Origin of the sequence: Bradyrhizobium sp. AZCC 1578 (assembly GCF_036924675.1) — a bacterium.
Classification (GTDB): Bacteria; Pseudomonadota; Alphaproteobacteria; order Rhizobiales; family Xanthobacteraceae; genus Bradyrhizobium.
The window spans coordinates 5,080,916-5,094,599 of the sequence record NZ_JAZHRZ010000001.1; the positions used below are offsets into that span (position 1 = coordinate 5,080,916).

A 13,684-nucleotide genomic window follows, 5' to 3' on the forward strand; every position below is an offset into this window, starting at 1 on the left:
CAAAGACCGGTGCTACGAGATTGTTATATGCGGGAGACCTTCTTGAAGGTCTTGTTGCTTTCTTCGATCAGGATCGATGCGCCGGCGGCTTCCTTGTCGGAAAGATATTTTTCGCGGACGATCGCATCTTGCAAGACGGTGTTGGCCGACACGCCACGCTGCTTCGCCAGATCGACCAGTGCATCAAACAGCTCTTTGGGAAGGTCCGCAGTGATCTTAACGGGCTCGTTTGGGTCAGCCATTCGAAAATCTCCGGTTACCGGCAAATATAAGCCGCGTCCGAGGTGGCGTGAAGTAGGTCGGAAAAATATTGGACTGAACGAAAAAGCCCGCCACCTTGCAGGCGGCGGGCTGGTTTTGCAGCGGAAGTAGTCGGACTGAAGGCTCTCAGAAGCCCATGCCGCCCATTCCCCCCATGCCGCCGCCGCCGCCGGGCATCGCCGGGGCGGGCTCCTTCGGCAGTTCGGCGACCATGGCTTCGGTGGTCACCAAAAGGCCGGCTACCGACGAAGCGTCCTGCAGCGCGGTGCGCACCACCTTGGCCGGATCGATGATGCCCTTGTCGACCATGTCGACATATTCCTCGGTCTGGGCGTCGAAGCCGAAAGTCTCCGACTTGTTCTCCAGGATCTTGCCGACCACGATCGAGCCTTCGACGCCGGCGTTTTCCGAGATCTGGCGAACCGGGGCTTCCAGCGCCTTCAGCACGATATTGATACCGGCCTGAACGTCGGAATTGTCGTTGTTGATGCGGCCGACCGCCTTCTTGGCGCGGAGCAGCGCCACGCCGCCGCCCGGCACGATGCCTTCCTGGACGGCCGCCCGAGTCGCGTTGAGGGCGTCCTCGACGCGGTCCTTCTTTTCCTTGACCTCGACTTCGGTCGCGCCGCCGACCTTGATCACCGCGACGCCGCCGGCGAGTTTTGCAAGACGCTCCTGCAGCTTCTCGCGGTCGTAGTCCGAGGTGGTCTCCTCGATCTGCGCCTTGATCTGGGTAACGCGGGCCTCGATGTCCTTCTTCTTGCCGGCGCCCTTGACGATCGTGGTGTTCTCCTTGTCGATCACCACCTTGCCGGCGCGGCCGAGCATGTTGATGGTGACGCTTTCGAGCTTCATGCCGAGTTCATCGGAGATGAGCTGACCGCCGGTCAGGATCGCGATGTCTTCCAGCATCGCCTTGCGGCGATCGCCAAAACCCGGTGCCTTGACGGCGGCGACCTTCAGTCCGCCGCGCAGGCGGTTGACCACCAGCGTCGCCAGCGCCTCACCCTCGACGTCCTCGGCGATGATCAGGAGCGGACGGCCGGACTGCACCACGGCCTCCAGCACCGGCAGCATCGACTGCAGGCCGGACAGCTTCTTCTCGTGCAAGAGCACGTAGACGTCTTCCAGCTCGGCGGTCATCTTCTCGGCGTTAGTGATGAAGTAGGGCGACAGGTAGCCGCGGTCGAACTTCATGCCCTCGACGATGTCGACTTCGGTCTCGAGCGACTTGTTTTCCTCGACCGTGATCACGCCTTCATTGCCGACCTTCTGCATCGCCTGCGCGATCATCTTGCCGATCGCAGTGTCGCCATTGGCCGAGATGGTGCCGATCTGGGCGACTTCGGAGGAGGCGGCGACCGGCTTGGAGCGCTTCTCGAGGTCCTTGACCACGGCGTGAACCGCGATGTCGATGCCGCGCTTCAGGTCCATCGGGTTCATGCCGGCGGCGACGGCCTTGCCGCCCTCGCGCACGATCGCCTGCGCGAGCACGGTGGCGGTGGTGGTGCCGTCGCCCGCGGTGTCGTTGGTCTTGGAGGCGACTTCGCGCAGCATCTGCGCGCCCATGTTCTCGAACTTGTCCTCGAGCTCGATTTCCTTGGCGACGGTGACACCGTCCTTGGTGATGCGGGGAGCGCCGAAGCTCTTCTCGATCACGACGTTGCGGCCCTTCGGACCGAGCGTCACCTTCACCGCGTTGGCGAGAACGTCGACGCCGCGCAGCATGCGGTCGCGGGCGTCGCCGGAAAATTTAACGTCTTTGGCAGCCATTTGAGTTGCTCCTGGAAAATGGACCTCATCCTGAGGAGCGGGCATCGCCCGCGTCTCGAAGGATGATTTGTGAAAGCCGGCCCCTTCGAGACGGCAGCTTCGCTGCCTCCTCAGGGTGAGGCAGAGTGCCTTACGTCAGCACGCCCATGATGTCGGACTCCTTCATGATCAGGAGTTCCTCGCCATCGAGCTTGACCTCGGTGCCCGACCATTTGCCGAACAGCACGCGGTCGCCGACCTTGACGTCGATCGGAATCAGCTTGCCGGCCTCGTCGCGGCCGCCCGGGCCCACGGCGGTGACTTCGCCCTGCGACGGCTTTTCCTTGGCGCTGTCGGGAATGATGATGCCGCCCTTGGTCTTCTCTTCGGCATCGATGCGCTTGACCACGACGCGGTCGTGCAGTGGACGGAATTTGGTTTTAGCCATGACGTCTCCTCTTGAAGTTCCTCTGGGAGGCTTAGGTTTCGGGTCTGTACCACTCGAAAATGGCTGGGAATGCCGGTATTCGACGCCGCCCCGGGGCGGGGCAGCACAACCCTTAGCAATCATTGTATTTGAGTGCTAAACGTGGGGCCGGGGAATATGTCTTGGCGCTGATCCTGTCAAGCAAACAAGGAGATTAAAGCCTTGGTGAGGCCAATATAGGATGGTGCTTCGGAAACCAAATCGGTGCAGCGGCGTCATTTCAACCGACGTCATTGCTCCGGCAGGCTTTTTGCGGTTGGCTGCTTATCGGCTGCTTGACGGGAGCGGCCAAGTGATTGCTCGGGGGAATGCGATGATCAGCTCACGTAATGCGCGTACGGTTGCCAATCTGGCGATCGCGTCGGCGCTTTCGATCTTGCTGGCGGCGTGCAGCAGCATGAGCCTGCCGTCGCTGTCATCCAGTCCGCCGCCCGAGCCTGAAGTCGCGCCGGAAATGCCGGCAACCGTCCGCGCCGACGAGATCGTCGGCCGCTGGGGCCTTGCCTCGTTCCAGAATCCCAATGACCGCGCCCGCACCGAGGCCGCGGCGCGCGGGCAGTGCAAGCAGCCCTACGTGATCGGCGCTGGCGCCAATGGCGGCGTGGTCATGCATCTGGCCGATCAGGCGACGCCGCAGGAACTGCGCCTTAAGGGCAGTCCGAGCGGCAAGAACTATATCGGCCCGCCCGGTCCGGCCGGCGGCGACCAGGACCGCGAGATCGTCTCGTTCGACGGCCGTGTCATGGTCACCCGCTTCATCGAAAAGGATGCCGCGGTCCGTTACGGCAACATGGTCTATGTCCGCTGCGCGCCGCGGGCGTGAGGTGAATAATGAGACGTCCGTCATTCCGGGATGGTGCGTAAGCACCCCGGAATCTCGAGATTCCGGGTTCGCACTTCGTGCGCCCCGGAATGACAGCGACAAAAAAAACGCCGGCATCGCTGCCGGCGTTTTGTTTAGCGCACGTTAACCAGCCCGATCAATCGAACAGGGCGTCGATGTCGTTCTGCGAGGCGTGGCCGTCGTCGCCGTCCATCTTCGGGCCGTTGAGCAGCTTGGCATCGCCTTCGCGGGTATCGACGATCGGGGGTGCGTGCGCCTTGATGGCATCGACGCCACCCCAGATTTCCATCATCTCGACGATGTGCTGTTCGATGAACCTCATCGTGTTCATCACCTTGCTGATGCGCTGGCCTGTCAAGTCCTGGAAATTGCAGGCCTCGAAGATCGAGACGACGCGTTCCTGGATCTCCTCGCTGAGCAGCTTCTGCTGGTCCGGAGAAATGTTCTTGGAAAGCGCGGTCGCCGCCTGGTCGATCGCTTCGGTGGCTTCGAGAATCTGCTGGGTGGCCTGTTCGGTGCCGCCGACGACGGCGCCGAGTTCGCCATTGACCTTGGCCATTTCCTGGCCGTCAAAGCTCTTGCCGTGCAGGGTGGCGATTTCGCGCTTGGTGCGGTTGATGGCGTCGTGAATGAGGTCGAGCTCGACCTTCAGCTTCTCGCACTGCTCGATCTGCGCGCGATAGGTTTCCAGAAGCGCGTGGGACTCGGCGACTTCGCGGATAATGTCCGCGCTCTCGGTCGAAGCGGCGCGGGCGTGGCCGAAGCCGGCCATCTGTGACCGGATCGCGCGCAGCTCGGCCATGATCTCGCGATGCATCGGGCCGATCTCGCCGCCTTCTGTAGGCATGACAATTGGCGCATCGCCCAGAATGGCTTCGATACGAAAACGTTTGCGATTTACCGACATGAGTTTTTCCCACCCCTTAATTGCCCGCGTGTTTTAAACCATGGCGATTTAACGTCAGGTTCACGGCGCAATATCGCGCGTTGGCGCTTTGCCCGCGGCCGCACACCAGCGATTAACCATGAGGGGAGCGCGTTCACGCAAAATAAACGCTACCGGACAAATCCGGACGCGCTTGCCGACGTGGTGAATCGAAACACGGCTTCTGTTTACCAAACCGATTAGGTTTTGATTTGTATTGATCGCGCGCAGCGGCGCTCGTCGCGCTGCGGCGCCGCGAACCCGCAGTGACGAACAGTACAGAGTACGTCGATGTCCGGAAAAATCCTTGTTGCGCTCTTCGCGAGCGTGTCTTGCCTTTGCTTCGCCAGTGAGGCTGCAGCGATCGACGCCTCATCATCAGCTGAACCCACCGTGATCTACGCCCGCCAACCGGCGCCGGTGCGCATGGCCTCTGCCCAACGCTCCAACATGGGCGGCGGCTTCATCGAATTCCTGTTCGGCGATGCCCCGCAGGGCGGGCGCTATCAACAAGCGCCGGCCTATCAGCAGCAGCCGGATTACGGCTATGGCGGGCGGCGCGCGTTGCTGCCGCCGATGGATCCGCAGCAGTCGATGCGGCGCGAGGAGGAGGAAGCGTTCGATCCCGCGCAGCACCGGCTCGATCCGAAATATGAAAAGCAGGTGGTCGAGTATCACGGCAAGGAAAGCCCAGGCACCATCGTGATCGATACCCCGAACAAGTTCCTGTTCCTGGTGCAGGGCGACGGCAAGGCGCTGCGCTACGGCGTTGGCGTCGGCCGTCCCGGCTTCACCTGGTCGGGCGTCAAGACGATCTCGGCGAAGAAGGAATGGCCGGCCTGGACGCCGCCACCGGAAATGTTGGCGCGCCGCCCTGATCTGCCGCGGCACATGGAAGGCGGCCCGCAAAATCCGCTCGGCGCGCGCGCTATGTATCTGGGATCATCGCTGTATCGCATCCACGGCTCCAACGAGCCATGGACCATCGGCACCAATGTCTCGTCCGGCTGCATCCGCATGCGCAACGAGGACGTGATCGATCTCTACGGCCGCGTCGGCGTCGGCGCGAAAGTGGTAGTGATCTGATACGAGCCGCAAAAACAGTGTCGTCCCTGCGAACGCAGGGACCCATAACCACCGGTGCTTGTTGCCTGGCAGGCTGCGGCTCAAACCGCCGCGATTACGTACATCCGTGGTTATGGGTCCCTGATCGCGCTTCGCTTGTCAGGGACGACAGCGGAGGAAATCAAAACGGCCGCCTATCGGGCGGCCGTTTCGTTTGATCGCCGACGCGCGTCAGGCGTAATCGCCGTCACCGCCGTCACCGCCATCGTCGCCGTCGAAGCCATCGGCATCGTGATCCATGTCATCGTCATCGTGCGAGGCTTGATCGAAGAATCCCTGCCGCGAACCACTGTCATCATTGTTGTCGGCGCGTCGGCTCGACGACCCGATGTCGTTGATTCCGGCCTCGCGCGCGAGATCGCCGCCGGACTGATCGCCCCACGGCCTGCGGTCTTCGACACCGCCGCTGTGGTTTGCCGTGTCGCCGAAAGCTTGATGATTGCCGCCGCCGCCCATCATCCCTCGAATGCTGTTGAGCAGCAGCGATCCGCCGACCACGCCGGCTGCGGCTGCTGCCGCCGTGCCGAGGAATGAGCCGCCACCGCCGCCTTGCTGCGGCTGCTGCGCGCCATAGGGTTGGCCGTAGGCCGGCTGGTTATATTGTCCGGGCGGCGGCGTCTGCTGCAGCACCTGGCCGCTGTTCCACGTCGGGCGGCCGCCCATGTCGGGCGCGCGAACATTGGGCACAGAGCCGTGCTGCTGATTCTGCCCGAAGATCGCGTCGCGCATCGAATCGAGGAAGCCGCCGGGTTGGTTTTGCTGGCCCGCCGCCGCTTCCAATTCCTGGATGCGCGTGTCGGCGCGCTTCAGTGCCTCGTCCTGCACAAGCGCGGTTTGCACCAGCGCATAGACCGCGTTGGGCGCGTTGCGCAGGCCCTCCATGATTGCGGACATGGCCTCCGGATCGCGCTTGGCGCTCTCCAGCTTGGCGAGCCGGTCGAAAAGATCGTCAATCAGTTGGCGTTCTTGCGGTGTCATGGCCCTCTCCCTCGCGTCGAATCGCGATCGATGCGCCCGAGGATGTAAGGAGGGTTTTGTGTCGCAAGTAGTGGGCGGCCGAATTAAATTTTGGTATGCGACAAAACGCCAAGCGGCTTTCGCGGATATCTGTCAGCTCAATGTGATTCTATTCGCCGCCAGCAATGTCGGGAATCGATCGCTTGCCAGAAATGCGTGTTCCGCCTCGCGCTGGGTGGTCAGGGGATCGAGGCCCTCGAGCGTTTCGTCGACAAAGCCGGGGTGGCACATCACGAGCCCGCCTTCCGGTAGCCCTTCGAGGAACTGTCCCATCAGCACGCCGAAATCGGGCTCCTTCGAAAAATCATAGGCGCCGGCGAAGGCGGGGTTGAACGGGATCTTCGCATGAACGGCGCGCTTGCGAAATTGCGCGCTGAGAACGTCGAGCAGCAAAGCCTTCGGCGCGCTGAGCAGTTGGCCCAACGGCTTGAGGCGTCCGCCTTGGCGAACCCAGGCGCTGGGGGCCGCCTCCTTGACCGCGTGCAGAAAAGCGTCGCGCACCCCAGGGAAGAGTTGCGCGTGCTGATGGCCGTCGACGAAATCGGGCGCGCGGCCGAACAGGTCCTTGAAGGCTGCAAACTGGGCTGCGAGTTCGTCTTCGATCATTTCGGAATCGAGCCGCCGCAGCAGGCCCGCGCGCAGCAGTTTCGGAAACGGCAGGAACAAGCCGCCATCGACCGGCCTGAAGTGCATCGTCAGCGGACGAAACGGCGTAGTCAGCGTCGCATGCAGTCCGATCGCGCATCGCGGGCTCGCCGCCGCAACCTCCTGCAACGCGGCGACTTCGGCGCGTCCGATCGCGGCGCCGACCACCATCACCGAGGTGGCATTGAGACGGCCGCGGCCGATCAAATCGCGGATGGCGCGGTTGACGCCTTCGGCCAGCCCGTAATCGTCGGCGCACAGCCAGATCCGGCGCGGCGGCGCGGCATCATTCATTCGGCGGCGGTCCGTTCGGTGGCGCTGGCCGCCGTCTCGCCATCGGCACGCTTCTCGTTGTGCTCGGCGACGAAGTAGATCGGACGCGCCTTCAGCTCGGAAAGGATCTTGCCGATATATTCGCCGACGATGCCGATCATGATGAGCTGCACGCCGCCGATCGTCATCATGCCGATCATCAGCGAGGGATAGCCGGGGACCTGCTTGCCGGTGGTCCAGACCTCCCAGAGAATGGTGAGGCCGAACAGGAAGGCGCTGATGGCGAGCAGCACGCCGAGCAGGCTGGCAAAGCGCAGCGGCGCCACCGAGAACGACGTCAGTCCCTCGATGGACAGGCCAATCAGCCGGCCCGGGCTGAACGTGGTGACACCGTGCGCGCGCGGCGCCGGCTCGTAATCGACGCGGATCTGGCGGAAGCCGATCCAATTCGACAGGCCCTTGAAGAAGCGGTTGCGTTCGGGAAGCTGCCGCAGCGCGGCCGCCGCGCGCGGCGACAGCAGGCGGAAGTCGCCGGCGTCCTCGGGGATCTTCTGCCGCGCGCCCCAATTGATCAGCGCGTAGAAGCCACGTACGGCCTGGCGGCGCAGGAACGATTCATTGTCGCGATGCGCCTTCGCTGTATAGACGACATCGTAGCCGTCATCGATCCAGTGCGCGACGAGCTTTTCGACCAGGCTCGGCGGATGTTGGCCATCGCCGTCCATGAACAGGATGGCGCCGCGGCGCGCATGGTCGAGCCCCGCCATCAGGGCCGCCTCCTTGCCGAAATTGCGCGACAGCGAGACGACCTGCACGTCGAGCGCATCGGCAGCAAGCGAACGCGCGATCGCAAGCGTGTTGTCGGCGCTGCCGTCGTCGACATAGACCACTTCGCAGACGAGGCCGTAGCGCGCCTTCAGCGTCTTGGCGAGCCCAATCAATCGCTCGTGCAGCAAAGCGAGCCCTGCCGCCTCGTTGTACAGCGGCAGGACAATCGACAAGCCTTTCGCCGCCGCGCTGGCTGCGGTCGTCGTCAGGCGGGAAACGTCAGAGCCGAGCGTCATCAATCAGGTCCCAGATTATCCAACCATATATGTTACCTGCGAGATGCTGTCGCAACGATGAACGAAACGGCAGCCTTATTGCCGCAGGAACGTCTCGAGCCTGGCAAATAACGGGTTTTCGCGGTCGAGCACATAGTCGAGCGAGGCGATCGAGACCGTGTCGGCGCCATGCTCGCGCAGGAAGCTGCCGAGCGCGTAAAGATGCATCGGCGGGCAGTGCAGCGTGAGCATGCCGGACGAGGTCGGCCCGCCGAACGGCGCCACCACGCCAAAGCGGTTATGCGCCTCGTTAAGCAACGCCTCGTTGCAGCCGGCGAAACGGGTGCGCACCTCGCGATATTTGCTGGCCCGGGCGCGAGCGGCGATGTGATCGAGGATGACGCGCGCGGTCTCGCGGGCTTCAGCCGACCAGTCGGCATCGCGGGAGGCCACGAGGTTGGCCTGGCTGCGCAAAATCACGCCGTCGTCGAGCACCTTCAGCCCGTTGGCGGCGAGCGTCGCGCCTGTCGTCGTGATGTCGACGATCATCTCGGCGGTGCCGACGGCAGGCGCGCCCTCGGTGGCGCCGGCGCTTTCGACGATGCGATAGTCGACCACGCCGTGAGCGGCGAAGAAGTTGCGCGTCAGGTTGATGTACTTGGTCGCGACCCGCATCCGCCGGTTATGCTGGGCGCGGAAGCCGGTGGTGACGTCGTCGAGATCGGCCATGGTGCGGACGTCGATCCAGGCTTGCGGCACCGCGACCACGACATTGGCGCTGCCGAAGCCGAGGCTGTCGATCAGCAGCACGCGTTTGTCGGCATCGGGGATGCTTTCGCGCAACAGATCCTCGCCGGTGACGCCGAGATGCACCATGCCGCGCGCGAGCTGGGAAGCGATTTCGCTCGCCGAGAGATAGGCGATCTCGACATTGTCGAGGCCTGCAATGGTGCCGCGATAGTCGCGCGCGCCGCGCGGTTTTGCCAGCGCAAGCCCCGCGCGCGTGAAAAACGCCTCGGTATTTTCCTGCAGGCGGCCCTTGGAGGGAACGGCGAGGACGAAGGGAACGGTCATGCGGCGCTCCCTTGCGCGTTGGATTGGCCGAGCTGCGTCAGCGCTTCGATCCACACCGAGAATCCGACCGCCGGGATCGGCGAGGCCGAGCCGAGTTGCGTCATCAGGCCATCGTAGCGCCCGCCAGCAACCAGCGGCTCGACGTCATTACCCTTGGCATGCAGTTCGAATTCAAAGCCGGTGTAATAATCGAGCCCGCGCCCGAACGAGGTGGAGAAGCGCGTCAGCTTGGTGTCGATGCCGCGCGCGGCCATGAAGCCGACGCGGCTTTCGAGCTCATCGATCGCCGCGGTCAGATCGAGCTTGGCGTCTGATGCCAGCGCGCGCAGTTGCGCCACCGATTCATCGGGATCGCCCGCAATCGCCAGGAAGCGCTTGATGATATCGAGCGCGTCGCGCGGCAGTGCACCGCCCTTCAGCGTCGATTGTTCGAGGAAGCGATCGGCGATTTCGTCGACAGTGCGTCCGCCGACATTGGTGGTGCCGGCGATCGACATCAGATCAGTAACCAGCGCCAGCGCCGCCTTGCGATCGGAGCCGGCGAGCGCCGCGAGCACGCCCTCATATTCGTTGCGGCCGGGCGCAGTCGCAAGCGTCAGCCGTTCGATGTCCTCGGCGAGGCTGACCTTGCGGTTGAAATCCTTGATCAGCCGCCGCCGCCACACCGGATAGAGATCGAGCGCGTCGATCAGCGCAGTGAACAGCGCGACGTCGCCGGTGCGGATTTCGACATCCTTCAATCCGAACGCCGAGGTCGCTCCCAGCGCCAGCGCCAGCATTTCCGCATCCGCCGCGGCGCGGTCCTGCCGGCCGAAGGATTCGATGCCGGCCTGCAAGAATTCGCTGGGCCGCCCGCCCCGATAGCGGAACACCGGCCCGAGATAGCTGAAGCCCGCCGGCTTTCCGGCGCGTTCCGAGGCGAGATAGTCCCGCGCCACCGGAATGGTGAGGTCGGGGCGCAGGCAGAGTTCCTCGCCGGAAGCGTCGGCCGTCAGGTAAAGGCTCTTGCGGATGTCCTCGCCGGAGAGGTCGAGGAACGGCTCCGCCGGCTGCAGGATAGCAGGGTGCGCCTGGACGTAACCGCCTTGTGCAAACGACAATAGCAGCGCGTCCGCCCAGGCGGCGGACCCGGCAGCACCTCTGACGGCAGCGGTCGCGGTCATTTTGCGTCCAAATATCCGGAAAAACCGGGTTCCAGGGTCGTTTGGGGCTCCCCGGGGGTCCGGGCGGCTCATTGCCGCAGGCCTTAGCATGGCCGGGGCGGCGTTTCGACAGCGATTGGCCAACTGAATTAATGGGCGATGTCTCGCCCGGTCAGCCCTCCACCGGCTATCCCGGCCCCTGCCAGTCGCCAAGCGCGGCCTGCACCAGCGCCAGCGCGGCGACACCAGCGGTATCGGCGCGCAGGATGCGGGGGCCCAGAGACAGCCGCAGCGTCCTGGGCTGCCGCAGCAAGAGCGCCCGCTCTTCCTCGGCAAATCCGCCCTCGGGGCCAATCAGGACGTCGATCCCCTCAGCCGCGGTTAACCCCTGTTGCAGCGCCTCGATGGGATTGCCGATGTCAGCCGCCTCGTCACAGAACACCAGCAGGCGGCCGGTCTCGCGCTGTTCGAGAAATCGGTCCAGCGCGATCGGCTCGGCAACGTGCGCAAGGCTCAGGATTCCGCATTGCTCGGCGGCCTCGATGACGTTGGCGCGCATCCGCTCGCCGTTCACCCGCGAAACCTGGGTGTGCCGCGTCAGCACCGGCTGCAGGCTTGAGGCTCCCATCTCGACCGCCTTCTGCACCATGTAGTCGAGGCGCGCGTGTTTAAGCGGCGCAAAGACATAGGCGATATCGGGCAGGCGGTCCTGCGGCCGCGTCTGCGCGACGATGCTCAAGGCGTCGGGTCGCTTGCGGCCCTCGATTGCTGCCTGCCACTCGCCGTCGCGGCCGTTGAACACCAAAATGGTTTCGCCGGCCGCGAGCCGCAGCACATTGCCCAGATAATTGCTCTGGTTGCGCTCCAGCGCGATTCTTTCGCCCTCCCGCAAGGGGGCGTCGACGAACAGGCGCGGGGCGCGAAAATCGAGGTCAGGCATCCGTAATATTCCGTGTCCGCGCCGCTTTTAGCCTAAAGCGCTAGAATCCGGACGCTATTTTTAACTTCCGGGGCGCCCCTGCGCCGCGCTGCTGCCCCAATCAACGGGTTGTTAAGCGTCGGCAGGAATCGTAAAAAGTGCCCACCGCAAATCCGCTTCGTTTTCGAAGACGCTGGGGTTGCCTGGACCTAGCCGGAGATACCGCCTTGATGATCCGCCGCCTGATTGTGCCGCTGACCGCTGCCGTCGTGACCGTTCACGCGGGCCAAGCCTTCGCGCAGGGCGCGTTTCCGGCCCCCTTGCCGAACCAAAGCGCCGCGCCTGCGAATTCGCCGTTTCCGCCGGTGAATGGCGCAGCACCATCGGCCTCGGTCGGCGCCCCGTCGCCGTTCCCGTCGCAGGGCGCTGCCCCGGTTTCCAAAGGATTCAGCGGCCCGCCGCCACAGGCCAGCGGTTCGGCGGACGCCTGCATGCAGGGCTTCGTCCCGCTGCGCGAGGAAGCCGAGCGGCGCGGCAAGCTGATCAAGGCCGCGAGCGACCGCAAGGCGCCGCCAGATGAAGCCTGCAAGCTGATCGGCAATTTCGGCCAGGCCGAATTGAAGATGATCAAGTACGTCGAGACCAATTCGGCTAAATGCGGAATTCCGCCGCAGATCGCGGACCAGCTCAAGAACGGCCACAAGAATACCGAGAAGATGCAGAAGCAGGTCTGTGCCGTTGCGCAGCAAGCGCAGGCCCGCGGCCCGGCCGGGCCAAGCCTGAGCGAGGTGCTCGGCTCCTCCGCGGCGCTCCCTGAGGCGCAGACGGTCAGGAAGGGTGGCAGCACCTTCGATACGCTGAACGGCAACGTTCTCGCGCGATGACCGCGATCCGATGAGCGACGCGACCACCCGCGTTGCCGACGCCACCGGCAACTGGGTCGATACGCATGCTCCATCCTGGTCGCGGCCCTATTTGCGGCTTTCCCGTTACGACCGTCCGATCGGCTCGTGGCTGTTGCTGATGCCATGCTGGTGGTCGGCGGCGCTGGCCGCCGGCGTCGCGCGTGACATCTCGCAATTGCCGTTCGTGATCGTGCTGTTCTTCATCGGCGCTTTCGTCATGCGCGGCGCCGGCTGCGCCTGGAACGACATCACCGACCGCGAGCTCGACGCCAGCGTCGAGCGCACGCGCTCGCGGCCGCTGCCCGCGGGTCAGATCAGCGTGACGCAGGCGTTCGCCTTTTTGGTCCTGCAGGCGCTGATCGGGCTCGCGGTGCTCTTGCAGTTCAACCGCTTTGCGATTCTGACCGGCGTCGCCTCGCTCGTCATCGTCGCGGTCTATCCCTTCATGAAGCGCATCACCTGGTGGCCGCAGGTCGTGCTGGGGCTGGCGTTCTCCTGGGGTGCGCTGATGGGATTTGCCGTCACGCTCGGCCGCATCGATCTCACCGCGCTCGTGCTCTATGCCGGCTCGATCGCCTGGGTGATCGGCTACGACACGATCTACGCCCATCAGGACACCGAGGACGATGCGCTGATCGGCATCAAGTCGACCGCCCGCCTGTTCGGCGCGCGCACCCATCTGGCGCTTTCGGTATTTTATGCGCTCGCGGTGGTTCTGATCGGCGTGGCGCTGGCGCTGGCCGGGGTGCGCTGGCCGGCCTGGATCGGGTTGGTGGCGTTTGCAACGCATCTCGCCTGGCAGATCAGGACGCTCGACATTAGCAATCCCGCGCTGTGCCTGCGCCTGTTCAAGTCGAACCGCGATGCGGGGCTGTTGCTGTTTGCGGGATTACTGATTGACGCGGTGATGCGTTCGGTCTCGTAGGGTGGGCAAAGGCGCGTAGCGACGTGCCCACCATCGATCATCAAGCAAGCTTCATGATGGTAGGCACGCTTTCGCTTTGCCCACCCTCTACCTACGTGTCCGCGAACTGATTTGCCGCGTACGCCACAGTTGCTCTGATGAGAGGGCAGGAAGTTCTTAAAACAAACTCGGGCGTACTTCGCCGGGTGATCGCGAAGGTGTGCCGGTGTTTGAAAATTGAATCCGAAAGCTCCTCCGTCGTCCCTGCGAACGCAGGGACCCATAACCACCGGCCGAAATTGCTTGATGAGGTCGTTGTTGCCTGGTCTTTTCCGAGAACAACGGCCGCGGAGTATGGGTCCCCGCGT

At 63.9% G+C, this 13,684-nt stretch carries 14 protein-coding genes; 4 read left to right on the forward strand and 10 right to left on the reverse strand.

Annotated elements, in window-relative coordinates; all coding sequences use genetic code 11:
• Window positions 1–23: 23 nt before the first annotated feature.
• The 3 genes from V1290_RS24330 to V1290_RS24340 all read right to left on the reverse strand — a co-directional run bounded on the left by V1290_RS24330 (window position 24) and on the right by V1290_RS24340 (window position 2,461).
• Window positions 24–242 carry a hypothetical protein gene (locus tag V1290_RS24330; protein ID WP_334366717.1) on the reverse strand — a complete coding sequence of 73 codons (219 nt, stop codon included), beginning with the start codon at window positions 240–242 and terminating at the stop codon, window positions 24–26.
• A gap of 145 nt (window positions 243–387) precedes the next feature.
• Window positions 388–2,034: a chaperonin GroEL gene (gene groL / locus V1290_RS24335; protein WP_028351510.1), complete on the reverse strand. Its 1,647-nt coding sequence runs from the start codon at window positions 2,032–2,034 to the stop codon at window positions 388–390.
• A 130-nt stretch (window positions 2,035–2,164) separates the two neighbouring features.
• The gene (locus tag V1290_RS24340) at window positions 2,165–2,461 is read right to left on the reverse strand and encodes a co-chaperone GroES (RefSeq protein WP_065731467.1); all 297 of its coding nucleotides are present in this window, start codon (window positions 2,459–2,461) and stop codon (window positions 2,165–2,167) included.
• Window positions 2,462–2,813: 352 nt separating this feature from the next.
• Here V1290_RS24340 and V1290_RS24345 point away from each other — a divergent pair, with 352 nt between their 5' ends.
• Window positions 2,814–3,323, forward strand: coding sequence for a hypothetical protein (locus V1290_RS24345; protein WP_334366718.1), 510 nt, complete (start codon window positions 2,814–2,816; stop codon window positions 3,321–3,323).
• Between the two features lie 157 nt (window positions 3,324–3,480).
• Here the strand turns inward: V1290_RS24345 and V1290_RS24350 are convergent, their stop codons facing one another.
• The gene (locus V1290_RS24350; protein ID WP_334366719.1) at window positions 3,481–4,251 is read right to left on the reverse strand and encodes a protein phosphatase CheZ; all 771 of its coding nucleotides are present in this window, start codon (window positions 4,249–4,251) and stop codon (window positions 3,481–3,483) included.
• Window positions 4,252–4,560: 309 nt separating this feature from the next.
• Here V1290_RS24350 and V1290_RS24355 point away from each other — a divergent pair, with 309 nt between their 5' ends.
• A complete protein-coding gene (locus V1290_RS24355; protein WP_334366720.1) occupies window positions 4,561–5,355 on the forward strand; it encodes a L,D-transpeptidase in 795 nt (264 codons plus the stop codon).
• A 210-nt stretch (window positions 5,356–5,565) separates the two neighbouring features.
• Here the strand turns inward: V1290_RS24355 and V1290_RS24360 are convergent, their stop codons facing one another.
• The 6 genes from V1290_RS24360 to V1290_RS24385 form a co-directional block, all read right to left on the reverse strand.
• Window positions 5,566–6,372 (reverse strand): DUF2076 domain-containing protein, encoded by an 807-nt coding sequence (locus V1290_RS24360; RefSeq protein WP_334366721.1) that lies wholly within the window; start codon window positions 6,370–6,372, stop codon window positions 5,566–5,568.
• Between the two features lie 132 nt (window positions 6,373–6,504).
• Window positions 6,505–7,350, reverse strand: coding sequence for a ChbG/HpnK family deacetylase (locus V1290_RS24365; RefSeq protein WP_334366722.1), 846 nt, complete (start codon window positions 7,348–7,350; stop codon window positions 6,505–6,507).
• Window positions 7,347–8,393, reverse strand: a complete 1,047-nt coding sequence (locus V1290_RS24370; RefSeq protein ID WP_334366723.1) for a glycosyltransferase family 2 protein — start codon at window positions 8,391–8,393, stop codon at window positions 7,347–7,349. Before V1290_RS24370 ends, V1290_RS24365 begins: the two co-directional genes overlap by 4 nt.
• Before the next feature lie 75 nt (window positions 8,394–8,468).
• Window positions 8,469–9,446 carry an ATP phosphoribosyltransferase gene (gene hisG / locus V1290_RS24375; protein WP_334366724.1) on the reverse strand — a complete coding sequence of 326 codons (978 nt, stop codon included), beginning with the start codon at window positions 9,444–9,446 and terminating at the stop codon, window positions 8,469–8,471.
• Window positions 9,443–10,609, reverse strand: coding sequence for an ATP phosphoribosyltransferase regulatory subunit (locus tag V1290_RS24380; RefSeq protein WP_334366726.1), 1,167 nt, complete (start codon window positions 10,607–10,609; stop codon window positions 9,443–9,445). Before V1290_RS24380 ends, hisG begins: the two co-directional genes overlap by 4 nt.
• 166 nt (window positions 10,610–10,775) lie before the next feature.
• A complete protein-coding gene (locus V1290_RS24385) occupies window positions 10,776–11,528 on the reverse strand; it encodes a 16S rRNA (uracil(1498)-N(3))-methyltransferase (RefSeq protein WP_334366727.1) in 753 nt (250 codons plus the stop codon).
• Window positions 11,529–11,737: 209 nt separating this feature from the next.
• Here V1290_RS24385 and V1290_RS24390 point away from each other — a divergent pair, with 209 nt between their 5' ends.
• Together V1290_RS24390 and ubiA are read left to right on the forward strand one after the other, a co-directional pair.
• On the forward strand, window positions 11,738–12,391 hold the full coding sequence (locus tag V1290_RS24390) for a hypothetical protein (RefSeq protein ID WP_334369163.1): 654 nt from the start codon (window positions 11,738–11,740) through the stop codon (window positions 12,389–12,391).
• 10 nt (window positions 12,392–12,401) lie between these two features.
• On the forward strand, window positions 12,402–13,337 hold the full coding sequence (ubiA, locus tag V1290_RS24395) for a 4-hydroxybenzoate octaprenyltransferase (RefSeq protein ID WP_334366728.1): 936 nt from the start codon (window positions 12,402–12,404) through the stop codon (window positions 13,335–13,337).
• Window positions 13,338–13,684: the final 347 nt, after the last annotated feature.

Excerpts from the sequence above, each read along its gene's own strand:
- V1290_RS24340 (WP_065731467.1), bottom strand. The coding sequence starts at position 2,461 with ATGGCTAAAACCAAATTCCGTCCACTGCACGACCGCGTCGTGGTCAAG.
- V1290_RS24370 (WP_334366723.1), bottom strand. The coding sequence starts at position 8,393 with ATGACGCTCGGCTCTGACGTTTCCCGCCTGACGACGACCGCAGCCAGC.
- ubiA (WP_334366728.1), top strand. The coding sequence starts at position 12,402 with ATGAGCGACGCGACCACCCGCGTTGCCGACGCCACCGGCAACTGGGTC.
- V1290_RS24350 (WP_334366719.1), bottom strand. The coding sequence starts at position 4,251 with ATGTCGGTAAATCGCAAACGTTTTCGTATCGAAGCCATTCTGGGCGAT.
- V1290_RS24390 (WP_334369163.1), top strand. The coding sequence starts at position 11,738 with ATGATCCGCCGCCTGATTGTGCCGCTGACCGCTGCCGTCGTGACCGTT.
- V1290_RS24355 (WP_334366720.1), top strand. The coding sequence starts at position 4,561 with ATGTCCGGAAAAATCCTTGTTGCGCTCTTCGCGAGCGTGTCTTGCCTT.
- V1290_RS24385 (WP_334366727.1), bottom strand. The coding sequence starts at position 11,528 with ATGCCTGACCTCGATTTTCGCGCCCCGCGCCTGTTCGTCGACGCCCCC.
- V1290_RS24365 (WP_334366722.1), bottom strand. The coding sequence starts at position 7,350 with ATGAATGATGCCGCGCCGCCGCGCCGGATCTGGCTGTGCGCCGACGAT.
- V1290_RS24360 (WP_334366721.1), bottom strand. The coding sequence starts at position 6,372 with ATGACACCGCAAGAACGCCAACTGATTGACGATCTTTTCGACCGGCTC.
- V1290_RS24330 (WP_334366717.1), bottom strand. The coding sequence starts at position 242 with ATGGCTGACCCAAACGAGCCCGTTAAGATCACTGCGGACCTTCCCAAA.
- groL (WP_028351510.1), bottom strand. The coding sequence starts at position 2,034 with ATGGCTGCCAAAGACGTTAAATTTTCCGGCGACGCCCGCGACCGCATG.
- V1290_RS24345 (WP_334366718.1), top strand. The coding sequence starts at position 2,814 with ATGATCAGCTCACGTAATGCGCGTACGGTTGCCAATCTGGCGATCGCG.
- V1290_RS24380 (WP_334366726.1), bottom strand. The coding sequence starts at position 10,609 with ATGACCGCGACCGCTGCCGTCAGAGGTGCTGCCGGGTCCGCCGCCTGG.
- hisG (WP_334366724.1), bottom strand. The coding sequence starts at position 9,446 with ATGACCGTTCCCTTCGTCCTCGCCGTTCCCTCCAAGGGCCGCCTGCAG.